The following is a 13813-nucleotide window of genomic DNA, read 5'->3' as shown; positions in this document are numbered from 1 at the left end:
TACCCGTATGGCTGGTGGGCGGCACTCTGTGTAGTCCCCCGGTGCCCCCGCGCACCCGCCGGACGGCGGAACGACTAACCGAGACTGTCCTGCACGCTGCGCGCCAGCGCCCGCGCGGCCTCGGGGTCCAGTGGTCCCCCGTCCGCGCCGACGACGTAGAACGCGTCCACCGCGTCCGCGCCGAGGGTCGCGACCCTTGCCTGGGCGACGTTCGCGCCGCCGTCGGCGAGGGCGCGGCCGATGCGGTGCAGGAGCCCGGGGGTGTCGTGCGCGCGGACTTCGAGGACGGTGGCGTCGTCGGTCACGCCGGGCACGACGGTGACCCGGGGCGGCTGGACGCGGATGCCGCGGCGGGGGGCGTACGCGGCCTCCCGTTTGGCGAGTTTCCCCGCGACGTCGAGTCCGCCGTCGAGGGCGCGGCGCACGTCGGACCGCAGTACAGCCGGGTCGGGCAGCGCGCCGAACTCGGTTTCGACGGTCCAGACGGTGACGGCGGTGTCGCCGCTGGTCCCGACGGTCGCGGAGCGCACGGTGAGCCGGTGCAGGGCGAGCACCCCGGCGGCGAGGGACAGCAGGCCGATCCGGTCGGGGGCGGCGATGGTCACTTCGGCCCCGTAGGGCAGCGGGTCGAGTCGTACGGTCAGCCCGCGCGCGTCGAGTTCCAGATCGTCGAGGCGCACGGGTTCGGCGGGCGGCACCGGCCGCCCGGCGAAGACCGCGTGGGTCCTCCGTACGAGGTCGTCGACCAGAGCCGCGCGCCAGGTGCTCCACGCCGCCGGCCCGGTGGCCGACGCGTCCGCTTCGGTCAGGGCGTGCAACAGGTCCAGGGTGTCGGCGGTGCCCACCGTCTCAGCGAGGAACGCCGCGGTGGCGGGGTCCTCCGGGTCACGCCGGGTTGCCGTCTCCACGAGAGTGAGGTGGTGACGGACGAGTACGGCGAGGATCTCGACGTCGTCTTTCCCGAAGCCCATCCGCTGGGCGGCCTCGCGGGCGATGACCTCGCCGCTGACGCTGTGGTCGCCGGGCCAGCCCTTGCCGATGTCGTGCAGCAGCCCGGCGACCAGGAGCAGGTCGGGGCGGGCGACGCGGCGGGTGAAGTCGGCGGCCTTCAGGGCTGTTTCAACCAGGTGCCGGTCGACAGTCCAGGTGTGGACGGCGTTGCGTTGCGGGCGGTTGCGGACCCGCTCCCAGTCGGGGAGCAGCCGGTTGATCAACTGCCGGGATTCCAGGGCCTCCCAGACCACCAGGGCGTCGCGCCCCGCGCCGAGGAAGGTCGTGAAAGCCTCGCGGGCGGCGGGTGGCCACGGGTCGGGCAGCGGGGGGCACTCCACGGCGAGCCGTTCGACGGCGTGCCGGGACAGCGGCACGCCGTGCTGTGCGGCGGCGGCTGCGGCGCGCAGCAGCAGGACGGGGTCGCGGCTGGGTTTGGCGGACGCGGCCAGGACGGCCTCACCGTCGTGTTCGACCACGCCTTCGGCGAGCGGCCGGCGTTCCATGCCCCCGGCGTTGCGGTTGCGCAGGAGCCGCCGTACACCCGTCTTGCGGGCACCGAGGACTCTGTCCACCTCACGCCAGGTGACGTCGGAGGCGTAGGCCAGGACCCGGGCCGCTTCGCAGACCCGGCGCAGCAGGGTGTCCGCGTCGAGCAGACCCAGGTGCCGGGCTACGGCGTCCTGTTCCTGGAGCATGAGGCGGTCACCCCTGCGGCCGGTCACCAGGTGCAGGGCGTCGCGGATGTCGAGCAGGGTCTCGCGGGCGACCATCGGGGTGGTAGGCGATGCGGCTCCGCCGCCGAAGGACAGGGCGGTGTGCGGGGCGTCGGCGATCCAGGACGCGGAGATCGCGCGCAGCGCCTGGGCGTCGCGGAGTCCGCCGTGGGCTTCCTTGAGGTCGCCTTCGAGGAGGAAGGCGAGTTCGCCGAACCGCTCGGCGCGGTCGGTCCCGGAGGCGCGCAGTTCGGGCAGCCGGGTGGCCGATCTGGTGCGCCACGCGGACAGTGCGGCGGTCCGTACGGCCGACGTTGTCGTGTCGTCCCCGGTGATGTGGCGGCTGTCGAGGAGGCCGAGGTGGACCCGCAGGTCTTCGTCCGCGGCCCGGCGGGCTTCGTCGGGGGTGCGTACGGAGTGGTCGAGTTTCACTCCGGCGTCCCACACGGGGTAGAAGATCTTCTCGGCGAGCGCGGCGATGCCGGGGTGGCCGGTATGCAGGAGGACGACGTCCAGGTCGCTGCCGGGCGACAGTTCGCGGCGGCCGTAGCCGCCGACGGCGACCAGGGACACGCCGTGCCGCGCTTCGGCGCCGGTGTCGGCCAGGAGTGCGGCCAGCCAGATGTCGGCGGCCTCGGACAGGGCCCGGCGCCGGGCAGGGCCGGTGAGTCCCGGGTCGTCGAGCAGGTGCTGCCGGTCGCTTTTGTACTGCTCGGTGGCCGTGCTGGGCATCGCTGGCGGTCCCCGTCCTGTGCAGCAGGGGGTGGAGCGCCGGAAAGCGCTCCACCCCCTGGGTTTGTCTTCAGGTTAAAGAGCTTCAGGGCCCTTTTCGCCGGTGCGGACCCGTACGACGCTTTCGACGTTCACGATCCACGCCTTGCCGTCACCGATCTTCCCGGTGCGGGCGGCCTTGATGAGCACGTCGAGCAGTTCGTCGGCGTCCTCGTCGTCGCACAGGACCTCTATGCGGACCTTGGGCACGAGGTCGACCTGGTATTCGGCACCACGGTAGACCTCGGTGTGCCCGCGCTGGCGGCCGTAGCCCTGCGCTTCGGTGACGGTCAGACCGTGGACGCCGAAGGCCTGGAGGGCGTTCTTGACGTCGTCGAGCCGGTGCGGTTTGACCACCGCGGTGATGAGCTTCACGCTTCCACCTTCGTCTCAGCAGGGGTGTGGGACTGCGTGCCGACGCCGGTGAGGATGCCGCTGCTGCGGGTGCCGCCGACGCCGGAGTAGTCGTAGGCGGTCTCGGCGTGCTCGGCCTGGTCGATGCCGGCGGTCTCGACCTCTTCGGCGACCCGGAAGCCCATGGTCTTCTGGATGAGCGTGCCGATGATGAACGTCACGATGCCGGAGTACGCGAGGACCGCGCCGACGCCGATCAGCTGTGTGGTCAGCTGGTGCGTGCCGCCGCCGTAGAAGAGGCCCTTGGCGTCGGACTGGATGTGGCCGGTGGCCAGGAAGCCGGGGGCGATCGAGCCGATGATGCCGCCGACGAGGTGGACGCCGACGACGTCGAGCGAGTCGTCGTAGCCGAACTTGTACTTCAGGCCGACGGCCCAGGCGCAGACCACGCCGGTGAGCAGGCCGAGGCCGATCGAGCCCATGGGGCTGATCGCACCACAGGCGGGGGTGATGGCGACCAGTCCCGCGATGGCACCTGAGGCGGCGCCCAGGAGGGTGAAGTGGCCGTCGCGGAACTTCTCCAGGGCCAGCCAGCCGAGGATCGCGGCGGCGGCGGCGATCTGGGTGTTGATCGCGGCCCGCCCGGTGACGCCGTCGGCGGCGAGCCAGGACCCGGCGTTGAAGCCGAACCAGCCGAACCACAGCAGACCCGCGCCGAGCAGCACCAGCGGCAAGCTGTGCGGACGCATCGGGTCACGCTTGAAGCCGACGCGCTTGCCGAGGACGAACGTCAGGGCGAGCGCGGCGACACCGGCGTTGATGTGCACGGCGGTTCCGCCGGCGAAGTCGATGACGCCCTTCTTGAACAACCAGCCGTCGGCGGCCCAGACCCAGTGCGCGATCGGGAAGTAGACGATCGTGACCCACAGTGCGACGAAGACTGTCCACGCGGTGAATTTCGTACGGTCCGCGACCGCGCCGCTGATCAGTGCGGGGGTGATGACCGCGAAGAGCATCTGGAACAGCGCGAAGGCGGTCACCGGGATGGTGTAACCGTCCCACAGCTGGTTGAGCCCGATGTCGCGCATGCCGTACCAGTCGAAGTTGCCGACCAGTCCGCCGAACGCGTCCTTGCTGAACGCCATCGAGAACCCGAACAGCACCCACAGGACAGTGACCACGGCCAGGCAGATGAAAGACATCATCAGCATGTTCAGGACGCTCTTCACGCGGACCATACCGCCGTAGAAGAACGCCAGACCCGGCGTCATGAGCATGACCAGTGCGGCGCAAAGGAGCACGAATGCAGTGTTACCCGCGTCCATCCTGTGCCTCTTTCCACTCGTTTGGAATGTGCGAGGAACGTGTGTGGGTCCGCCGGCCGACCGGTTCCCCTCGCCCCGTCGGCGTGGTGCGGACCGCCGGGGCTTCTGTGACGGAGCTTCCTGAGTTGAGGTTTCACGTCGTGTCGCTCCGTGTTTCGACCACGTGACGCTTTCCGCACATGTGTTACCAGTTGGTGAACGGCCACTCACGCACCGAAGTGGCCTCCCACCTGACCGAACGGTCGGTTCCAAGGGCGAAAACCAGCCGTTCGGCGACCGGCCCCGGGTCGCCCGTACGGCTACGTAACGGGTGGTCGGCACGTGTGGTGTACAGGAACTGAACAGCGCCTGTAATGACCTGTCGGTCCATTGACTTTGATCGGCGGCACTGCCGTAATGAGTCCTCATGCTTGACTGACGCACCGTCACATAGACACGCGCGTGCTTTCAGTGAGCACCAGGCACTGAACGTCGCCCGACGGAGAACCAATGACGGTCCGCAGATACGACAAAGATCAGCGAGAGGGGGTGGCATCGACGTGTTGCGCCTGCTCGGCCGCAAGATCCTGCACCTGATACCGGTGCTGTTCCTGGTCACGCTCGCGACCACCGCGATGCCCGACCTCATGAAGCTGGGCGACCCGAACGCATCCCCCGTGGCGTCCATCGCCCCGCAGGACACGACTCCGCAGCAGCTGAAGGACCTGGAGAAGGAGTACGGCTACGACAAGCCGCTCCTGTCCCGCTATGTCACCTGGGTCGGCGACGCAGTCAAGGGCGACCTCGGCGAGTCCATCAAGAACAAGCAGGCCGTCACCGAGAGCATCTCGCAGCGCTTCCCGGTCACCCTGCAGCTGGCGGTGATGGCGCTGGTGATGTCCCTGGCCGTGGCCATCCCGCTGGGGATGTGGACGGCGGCCAGAGCCGGCGGCCTGGCCGACAGAGCCATCGGCGGCGTGACCTCGGGACTCCTGGCGGTCCCCACCTTCGTCAGCTCGATCCTGCTGGTCTACTTCCTCGCCACCAAGGGCAACTTCCTCAACATCCTGCCGAACAACGGGTGGAAACCCGACACGTGGGACTTCGGTCTGTTCGATGTGAAGTTCGGGCTGATGAAGTACGCCTTCCTGCCCGCGCTGGCGCTCGCGCTGGCTGAGATCCCGCAGTTCCAGCGACTGCTGCGCAGCGACATGCTGGCCACGCTCCAGCAGGACTACATCCTGACCGCGCGGGCCAAGGGGCTGTCCACCCCGTACATCCTGTTCCGGCACGCACTGCGGCCTTCGTCGTTCTCCCTGGTCACCGTGTCCGGGCTGACGCTCGGCCGGCTGATCGGCGGCACGGTGATCGTGGAGTTCTACTTCTCCTGCCCGGGCCTGGGCCAGAACATCGTCACGGCGATCCAGTCCCAGGACATGCCCATCGTGCAGGGCACGGTGGTGGTCATCGCGGTCGTCTACGTCCTGATGAACACCCTCGTCGACATCGGCTACGCGCTGCTCGACCCGAGAGTGAGGGCGCGATGAGCACCCTGCAAGCAGATCCGGCGCTGATCCGGCCGGAGAGTCCGTCGCAGGCCGCGGTCGCCAAGGGCGGGAAGCGCAAGCGGCCGAGCTGGCTGCTGTGGTTCGCGATCGTCTGGATGACGCTGATCGTCCTGGGCGCACTGTTCGCCAACCTGCTGCCGCACGACTTCCAGCGGCCGGTCGGCAAGCCGAACCTCGAACCGTTCAACACCTTCCCGGAGTTCCTCGGGTACGACGGCCTGGGCCGCAGCTCGCTGACCCGCCTCGCCCGCGGTGGCCGGGTGTCCATGACCGTGTCGTCGATCGGAGCCCTCGCCGGCATCGTCATCGGCGGTGTGCTCGGCCTTGTCGCGGCGTACTTCCGCGGCTGGGTGGAGACGGTCATCGACATCGTCTCCGACGCGCTGCTCGCGTTCCCGCCGCTGATCCTGCTGCTGACGCTGGCCTCCGCGCTTGAGCCGAGCATCTACACCATCACCATCGGGCTGGCGATCCTGACGGTCCCCGGTTTCACCCGGCTGACCAAGGCGAACGCCATCGCCCAGTCCAACCAGGAGTACGTCCTGGTGGCCAAGGCCATGGGCGCGAAGCCGAGCCGCATCATCTTCAAGGAGCTGATGCCGAACACCTTCCCGGCAGTCCTTTCGTACGCCGTCATCGTGATGGCCGTACTGATCGTCGCCGAGGGTTCACTGTCCTTCCTGTCGCTGGGGGTGCCCGCGCCCGAGCCCAGCTGGGGCGGCATCATCTACGCCCACAAGGACAATCTGGAGACGTATCCCGCGACGGTCTTCACTCCGGCCGCGGTGCTGTTCCTGACGGTCTTCTCGCTGAATGTGATCGGTGACCGGCTGCGCGCCCGTTTCGACGTACGGGAGGCCAACCTGTGAACGCCAAGCCTGTGGACGCTCAGCCTGAGAACAGCCAGCCTGTGAACGCTCTTCTGGAAGCGCGGGACCTGACGGTCCACCTCAACACCCCCAACGGCGTGCTCAAAGCGGTGGACGGTGTCTCGTTCACGCTGGAGCGCGGCAAGACGCTCGGTCTGGTCGGCGAGTCGGGTTCGGGCAAGTCGATGCTGGTCCGGTCGCTGATGGGCATCTGCCCGCCGATCGCGACCATCGGCGGCAGTGTGAAGCTCGACGGCACCGAACTGGTGGGTATGCCGCGCAAGCAGGCCCGGACGATCTGGGGCCACAAGATCGCGATGGTCTTCCAGGACCCGATGACCTCGCTGAACCCGGTGGTCCGGATCGAACGCCAGCTGACCGAGTCGATGCGGCTGCACCTGAAACTGAAGAAGAAGGAGGCCCGGGAGCGGGCCGTGGACCTGCTCAAACTGGTCGGCATCCCGTCGCCGGTCGAGCGGGCGAAGCAGTACCCGCACCAGCTGTCCGGTGGTATGCGGCAGCGGGTGACGATCGCGATGGCGCTGTCCTGCGACCCCGACGTACTGGTCGCCGACGAGGCCACCACCGCGCTCGACGTCACGGTGCAACGGCAGATCCTGGACCTCCTCCAGGAGATCCAGGCCAAGCGGGGCATGGCGATGGTCCTGGTCAGCCACGACCTGGGTGTCGTCGCCGGACGTACGGACGACATCGCGGTCATGTACGCCGGCCGGTTGGTCGAAACCTCGTCCACCGTCGGCCTGTTCGCCGACCGCAAGCACCGCTACACCGAGGCTCTGCTCGGCGCCGTGCCGCGTCTGGACGTGCCGATCGACCAGCGACCGAAGGCGATCCCGGGCAGTCCGCCGAACCTGGTGACGCTCGGGGCGGGCTGTGCGTTCGCCCCGCGGTGCCCGGCGGCGTTGGAAGTCTGCCGTACGGAGCGCCCCGAACTGACCGACGGCAGCCACCGGTTCGCCTGTCACAACCCGGTGGGTACGAAGGTTCCCCAGCTCAGCAAGGAGGCCGGCGCGTGACGGCTGTCATCGAAGAGACCGGGAAGTCCGCCGGCGCGGAAACGTTGTTGCAAGTCGAAGGGCTGGTCCAGCAGTTCCGGGTGCCCGGCGGCGTCGTCAACGCGGTGGCCGGGGTCAGTTTCACCCTGGGCCGCGGCCGGACGCTCGGCCTGGTCGGCGAGTCCGGCTGCGGCAAGTCCACGCTGGCCCGTGCGGTCGTCCAGCTGACGAAGCCCACGTCGGGTTCGGTGCTGTTCGACGGTGCGGAACTCACCAAACTGAGTAAGAGTCAGCTGCGCGACGCCCGCCGCCGCATCCAGATGGTGTTCCAGGACCCGGTCTCCGCGCTCAACCCGCGCCGGAAGATCAAGGACATCGTCGCCGAGGGCCTGGTCATCGCCGGGGTCCCGGAGGCGGAGCACAAGGCCAAGGTGGACGCTGTGCTGACGGCCGTCGGCCTGGATCCGGAGCTGGTGTCCGAACGCCGTCCGCACGAGTTCTCCGGCGGCCAGTGCCAGCGCATCGCCATCGCGCGGGCCATGGTGGTCGACCCCGACCTGCTGATCTGCGATGAACCGGTGGCCTCGCTCGACGTATCGGTCCAGGCTCAGGTGCTCGACCTGCTCGACGAGATGAAGGCGCGGACCGGCGTCTCCATGATCTTCGTGGCGCACGACCTCGCCGTGGTCCGCAACATCAGCGACGACGTCGCGGTGATGTACCTCGGGACCATCGCCGAGACCGGCGACACCCGGGCGATCTACGAGAACCCCGCGCACCCGTACACCCGGGCGCTGCTCGACGCCGTGCCGGCACCCGACCCGGGTGCCGTACCGGCCGGTCCTGCCCTCAGCGGGGAGATCCCCTCGCCGATGAACCCGCCGAGCGGGTGCCGGTTCCGCACGCGCTGCCCGCTGGCCCAGGACGCCTGCGCGGCACACGTGCCGGTCCTGCGGGAGGTCGGACCGGGCCACCGGGTGGCCTGCCACTTCCCGCTGGTGGGCGAGCACGAGAAGTTCTCCGGCTGACGTCGGAGGACGCGCTCCACTACCTGGATTCCGTTGCCTGAATTCCGTACGGCCGAGGTCTTGTTCCGTGCACTGAGACCTCCGTTCCGTGCGGGACGGTTCCTGCCGTACGGCCGAGGTCTTGTTCCGTGCACTGAGACCTCCGTTCCGTGCGGGACGGTTCCTGCCGTACGACCGCTTTCACCTGCGACGCAATCCGGGGTTCCGCTTCGCAACCCGGGTTGTATTGCGGTCGGCTAACCATGTGCGCAATTCCATACGCACCCGCATGGTTCCGTGGTCGAATCTCCCTGCACCACTGCATGACTGCACGTCAGATCCGACGTCTTCACCCAAGGGGGCAGGTCTCCTGCCCTGCAGCACCACCGCGCGAACCGCTTTGTCGGAACGTCTCGGCAGGGGGGTCCACACGTGACATCGGAGGAGTCGCCGTGAGGAAGCACAACCCCGCAACGCAGTACGGCCGGAAGGCCGGCGCCCTGCTGGCCGCCGGAGCACTCGCCGCCACCCTCGCCGCCTGCGGCAGTGGCGACGACGAGACGGACACCAGATCCAAGGGCTCAGCCGCCCCGAACGCCTCGGCCGCGCAGAAGGGCGGCACGTTCACGATGCTGCTGCCCGTCGAAGCCCGCAGCCTGAACCCGTTCCACACGTCGTACGCGACGGTCACCGACCTCAACCGGGTCCTGGCCCTGTACGACGCGCTGTTCTACTTGGACAACACTGAGAACAAGGTCAAACCGCAGATCGGCGAGAGCCTGACCCCCGGCGAGGGCGGCAAGGTCTGGACCCTGAAGGTCAAGCCGAACGTGAAGTTCAGCGACGGCACGCCGTACGACGCGGCGGCGGTCAAGACCAACTGGGACCTGCACGCCAAGCCCGAGATGCAGTCCTACCACCGCGCGGCGGCCGGCGGCCTGCAGTCCGAGGTCGTCGACCCGCTGACACTCAAGATCACACTGCCGATGGCGAACATGCAGTTCGACCGTACGGTCGCCGCCGACCTGGCGTTCATCGCGTCGCCCAAGGCGATCGCCGAGGACCCCAAGGGCGTCAAGCCCGTAGGGGCCGGTCCCTTTGTCCTCAAGGAGTGGGTGCAGAACTCGCAGCTGACCCTGACGAAGAACCCGACCTACTGGCAGGGGCCCGCCAAGCCCCTCCTGGACACTGTCGTCTTCAAGTACGTGCCGGACGTCGCCCAGCAGCTCCAGACCGTCAAAAACGGCGGCGCCGACCTGTTCTTCGCCATCGACCCGGTGAAGACCAAGGACGCCAAGGACAACGGGCTGGGCGTCACGCCGTTCACCCTCGACGGCGGCCAGATGGTGGCCTTCAACACGCTGAAGGCCCCGTTCAACGACGTACGGGCCCGCCGCGCGGTCGCGCTGGCGCTCGACCCCGCGGACCTCAACACCACCGTCTTCAGCGGCACGGCCGTCCCCGCCAAGGGCATCCTCAACAGCAAGGGCCGATACTTCGACGCCACTTCGGCGCAGGCCGCGCCGAACAAGGCCGAAGCGCAGAAGCTGTTCGACGAACTGGCCGCCGAAGGCAAGCCGGTGAAGTTCACGTACACGACCCCGGCGAACCCGGCGTCGGACAAGACCGCCGAATACACCATGACCACGCTGAACTCGTTCAAGAACGTCGAGGTGAAACTCGACAAGATCGACCCGAGCCAGTACGTGGTCAAGACCTCCCAGCAGAAGGACTTCCAGGCCGCGCTCAACCAGCTGTGGACCAGCGACCCCGAGCCGGTGCTGTTCAACCAGTTCTTCTCGAAGAGCCCGCAGAACATTACGGGTTACAACAACCCGTCGGCCGACGCGGCACTGATCGCCGGGCGCTCCGCACCCGACGAGGCCGGACGCAAGGCGGCGTACGCCGACCTGCAGAAGGCCCTGAACGCCGACCTCCCGGTCGTCGTCTACCAGGAGGCGGTCACCAACATCATCTCCAACTCGAAGGTGGCCGGCGTCGTCGGCGTCAACGACGGCGGGATGCTGTTCGACCGCATCGGGCTGAAGTAGGCGGGCTCCCGTAGGCCCGTTCGTGCGGAGAATTCCGTACGGACGACTCCTGGGCAGGCTCCGGCCCCCCGCGCTGCGCAGGCGCGGGGGGCCGGGTCCCCAGCCGCTCGGGGGCTCCGGTGCTTTGCGCTCCTGCTCTCCCGTACAGGCGTTTCGCCGTTTGACCGTTCCGCCGTTTCACTGTTTGGCCGTTCCGCCGTTTCACTGTTTGGCCGTTCCGCCGTTTCACTGTTTGGCCGTTCCGCCGTTCCGCCGTTTCACTGTTTGGCCGTTTCGTCGCACGTCTGTTCCGCAGCACATCGGTTCCGCCAGGTTCCACCGCTCGTCAGGCACCAAACCGTCCCGCACGCTCCCGCCTGGAGGTGGCAAGAACGATGTCCGCACCGTCCGTACGAAAGACTTCGGCAGTACGCACCATCCGCTACCAGCGAAGCAGTTCGCTGCTTGTCGGCGCGCTGACCCTGACCCTCGTCGCGACCGCCTGCGGCTCCGGCGACTCAGCCGACGACGGCAAGAAGCAGTCGGGTCCCCCCACCGACAACGTCGCCGCCGCGTCGCAGACACCGGCCAAGGCCGGCGGTTCGCTGACCATGCTGGCCGTCCAGGACTCCGCTTCCCTGGACGTGTTCCGGGCCAGCAACATCGCCGTCGCCGACGAGCCCAGGCTCGCGGCCCTGTACGACCCGCTCTTCTACCAGGACAACGCCGACCACAAGGTCAAGCCGTTCCTGGGCGAGAGCCTGACAACCCAGGACAACGGCAAGACCTGGATCATGAAGCTACGCGCGGACGTGAAGTTCAGCGACGGTACGCCGCTGGACGCAGCCGCGGTGAAGCTGAATTACACGATGCACGGCGACGCCAAGGTGCAGTCCCTGCACCGGGCCGCGGCCGGCGGGCTGCAGACAGAAGTCGTGGACCCGCTGACGCTCAAGCTCACTCCCGTGATGCCGAACGTCAACTTCGACCGCGCGCTCTCCATCGAACTGACGTACATCGAAGCGCCGTCGGCACTCAACCAGGGCCCCGAGGTCTACGGCGCCAAGCCGGTCGGCGCCGGCCCGTTCATGCTGCAGAGCTGGACCCGCGGCAGCGAGCAGGTGTTCGTCAGGAACCCGAACTACTGGCAGAAGGACAAGGGCCTGCCGAAGCTGGACAAACTCACGGTCAAGAACGTGCCGGACATCAAACAGCAGTACAACACCGTCAACTCCGGTGGCGCGGACCTGTTCTTCAGCTCCGACCAGGCCGTTCTGAACAAGGCGGCCAAGGAACTGAACACCCGGGTCCTCAAGGCCGAGGGCGGGCAGATGTTCCAGTTCAACCTGACCCGCGCGCCGTTCAACGACCCGAGGGCCCGGCGGGCGGTGGCCCTGGCCATGGACCCGGCCGAGATCGGCCCGACGCTGAACAACGGATACATCCCCGCGAACAGCTTCTTCCCCGAGACGTCGCCGTACTACGACGCGTCGCTGAAGCAGCCCGCGCCGGACAAGGCCGAAGCGCAGAAACTGTTCAACGAACTGGCCGCCGAGGGCAAGAAGGTCGACTTCACCTACCTGGTGCCGCAGAACCCGTCCTCGACGGCGGTCGCCGAGTTCATGCAGTCGCGGTTGCAGGCGTACCAGAACGTCACGATGAAGATCCAGCCGCTGGAGATCGGCGCCTACATCGTGAAGTACGCGATCCAGAAGGACTTCCAGGCGATGCTGTTCCAGAACTGGAACGCGGACCCGGAACCGGTCATGTTCAACAGTTTCTTCTCCAAGAGCCCGCTGAACTTCATCGGGTGGAACAACCCGCAGGCCGACCAGGCGCTGCTGCAGGGGCGGAGCAGCATCGACCCGGCGGTCCGCAAGGCGGCTTACACCGAACTGCAGAAGGCGATGATCGCGGACCTGCCGGTGTGGGTGTACGCGCAGTCGTGGATCGGGCCGATCTACAACAACAAGGTCACCGGAGTTGAGCAGTACAACACCGGGGTGGCGTTCATGGACCGGATCGGGCTGAAGTAGGTTTTCCGGCCGGTCAGTTCGCTGGGGAGGTCACTGTTCAGGTGACTGGTCAGGTGACTGGTCAGGTGACTGGTCAGGTGACTGGTCAGGTGACTGTTCAGGTGACTGGTCAGTGCGCTGGCCTCAGTTCACAGAAGGCGGCGGCCCCGGGGGATGATTCCTCCGGGGCCGCCGTTGTGGTTCGCTTGTCGCTCGTTTGTCGTTCGTTTGTCGTTCGCTCTACAGCAAGGCGAGCGCGGCCTTCAGGCCCTCGCCGACCTTGAGCATCGTCGAATGGGTCAGCGCACCCATGTCATCGTCGATCTCGTCGCGCCAGATCTCCACGATGTCGTCACAGATCACCCTGCCGACCACCGGGTCCGTCCCGTCCAACGCGACGACGGACGGCGCCATGGCCTTCACCGTGGTGGTCACCCGCACGGCGAGGAAACTCCTGAACACCTGATTGCGCCGGTCGTTCGACACCACCACATAGGGCTTGCGCCCTTCCTTGCCGAGCGTCGCCATGTAGACGCGACCCCGTGCCGGAACAACTTCTCTCACACTTCACCTCCGCGGTCCCGACGTTCCCTGCGGGATGCGGCGATGGCGCGGCGTTCGGCGGATTCCGCCTCAAGCTCCACAGCGAGCGCGGCGTAACCGGACTCCGCACTCTTGTCCTCAACGACATGCCGGGCCACCGCGATCAGCGCACGCAACAGCTCGCTCTCAGAGGGCGTTTAATGTAGGCAAATTTACCTTTATGCACTAGTAAGTCCCTCGCCAGGTTGGTGTTGTTTCGTCCGTTATGCGCTTGGCGAGGTTGTCGATCGAGGCGATATGGATCATGGCTTCGGAGCTGGCCGGCAGGGCCTCGTAGTCGCGGGCCAGGCGGCGGTGCATCATGATCCATCCGATGCTTCGTTCGACTACCCAGCGTCTTTTGACGACGTGAAATCCGGGGATGTCTGACTTTCGGTGGACCACTTCGACGTCGATTCCGAGGGTGGCTCCGTGCTCGACGACGGCGTTCTTGAAGCCGGTGTCGACCCAGCTTTTGGTGATGGTCGGATAGGTCTGCTTGGCTTGGTTGAGGAGTCGTATTCCCAGGGCGTTTTCCGACAGGCTCGCGGCGGTGACGGTCACGGCGAGGAGCAGGCCGATGGTGTCGGT

The 13813-nt window shown here is 67.5% G+C and carries 12 protein-coding genes; 6 read left to right on the top strand and 6 right to left on the bottom strand.

Annotated elements, in window-relative coordinates:
- Positions 1–74 precede the first annotated feature (74 nt).
- The 3 genes from AC0Z36_RS04460 to AC0Z36_RS04450 all read right to left on the bottom strand — a co-directional run bounded on the left by AC0Z36_RS04460 (position 75) and on the right by AC0Z36_RS04450 (position 4156).
- Positions 75–2438, bottom strand: coding sequence for a [protein-PII] uridylyltransferase (locus tag AC0Z36_RS04460; RefSeq protein WP_485461341.1), 2364 nt, complete (start codon positions 2436–2438; stop codon positions 75–77).
- A gap of 75 nt (positions 2439–2513) precedes the next feature.
- Complete coding sequence (locus AC0Z36_RS04455) at positions 2514–2852, bottom strand: P-II family nitrogen regulator (protein WP_485461340.1); 339 nt, start codon at positions 2850–2852, stop codon at positions 2514–2516.
- A complete protein-coding gene (locus AC0Z36_RS04450; protein WP_485461339.1) occupies positions 2849–4156 on the bottom strand; it encodes an ammonium transporter in 1308 nt (435 codons plus the stop codon). Before AC0Z36_RS04450 ends, AC0Z36_RS04455 begins: the two co-directional genes overlap by 4 nt.
- A 539-nt stretch (positions 4157–4695) precedes the next feature.
- Here AC0Z36_RS04450 and AC0Z36_RS04445 point away from each other — a divergent pair.
- From AC0Z36_RS04445 to AC0Z36_RS04420, 6 genes are all read left to right on the top strand, one after another.
- A complete protein-coding gene (locus AC0Z36_RS04445; protein ID WP_485461338.1) occupies positions 4696–5682 on the top strand; it encodes an ABC transporter permease in 987 nt (328 codons plus the stop codon).
- On the top strand, positions 5679–6572 hold the full coding sequence (locus AC0Z36_RS04440; RefSeq protein ID WP_485461337.1) for an ABC transporter permease: 894 nt from the start codon (positions 5679–5681) through the stop codon (positions 6570–6572). Before AC0Z36_RS04445 ends, AC0Z36_RS04440 begins: the two co-directional genes overlap by 4 nt.
- A complete protein-coding gene (locus AC0Z36_RS04435; RefSeq protein ID WP_485461336.1) occupies positions 6569–7609 on the top strand; it encodes an ABC transporter ATP-binding protein in 1041 nt (346 codons plus the stop codon). The genes AC0Z36_RS04440 and AC0Z36_RS04435 overlap by 4 nt, the downstream gene beginning before the upstream one ends.
- Entirely contained in the window at positions 7606–8616 is a 1011-nt protein-coding gene (locus tag AC0Z36_RS04430; protein ID WP_485461335.1) for an ABC transporter ATP-binding protein, read from the top strand. The genes AC0Z36_RS04435 and AC0Z36_RS04430 overlap by 4 nt, the downstream gene beginning before the upstream one ends.
- Before the next feature lie 431 nt (positions 8617–9047).
- Positions 9048–10646, top strand: a complete 1599-nt coding sequence (locus tag AC0Z36_RS04425; protein WP_485461334.1) for an ABC transporter substrate-binding protein — start codon at positions 9048–9050, stop codon at positions 10644–10646.
- Between the two features lie 374 nt (positions 10647–11020).
- Complete coding sequence (locus AC0Z36_RS04420) at positions 11021–12661, top strand: ABC transporter substrate-binding protein (RefSeq protein WP_485461333.1); 1641 nt, start codon at positions 11021–11023, stop codon at positions 12659–12661.
- Between the two features lie 219 nt (positions 12662–12880).
- Here AC0Z36_RS04420 and AC0Z36_RS04415 read toward each other — a convergent pair whose 3' ends face one another.
- The 3 genes from AC0Z36_RS04415 to AC0Z36_RS04405 all read right to left on the bottom strand — a co-directional run.
- Positions 12881–13204 carry a type II toxin-antitoxin system PemK/MazF family toxin gene (locus AC0Z36_RS04415; RefSeq protein WP_485461332.1) on the bottom strand — a complete coding sequence of 108 codons (324 nt, stop codon included), beginning with the start codon at positions 13202–13204 and terminating at the stop codon, positions 12881–12883.
- Complete coding sequence (locus AC0Z36_RS04410; protein ID WP_485461331.1) at positions 13201–13341, bottom strand: hypothetical protein; 141 nt, start codon at positions 13339–13341, stop codon at positions 13201–13203. The genes AC0Z36_RS04415 and AC0Z36_RS04410 overlap by 4 nt, the downstream gene beginning before the upstream one ends.
- Before the next feature lie 67 nt (positions 13342–13408).
- The coding region (locus AC0Z36_RS04405) for a transposase (protein ID WP_485461330.1) at positions 13409–13813 on the bottom strand (405 nt) is incomplete at its 5' end.

This window comes from Kitasatospora sp. UYEF31 (genome assembly GCF_057291755.1).
The sequence above is the reverse complement of the archived record's forward strand: the minus strand, read 5'-3'. Positions and strand labels throughout refer to the sequence as shown.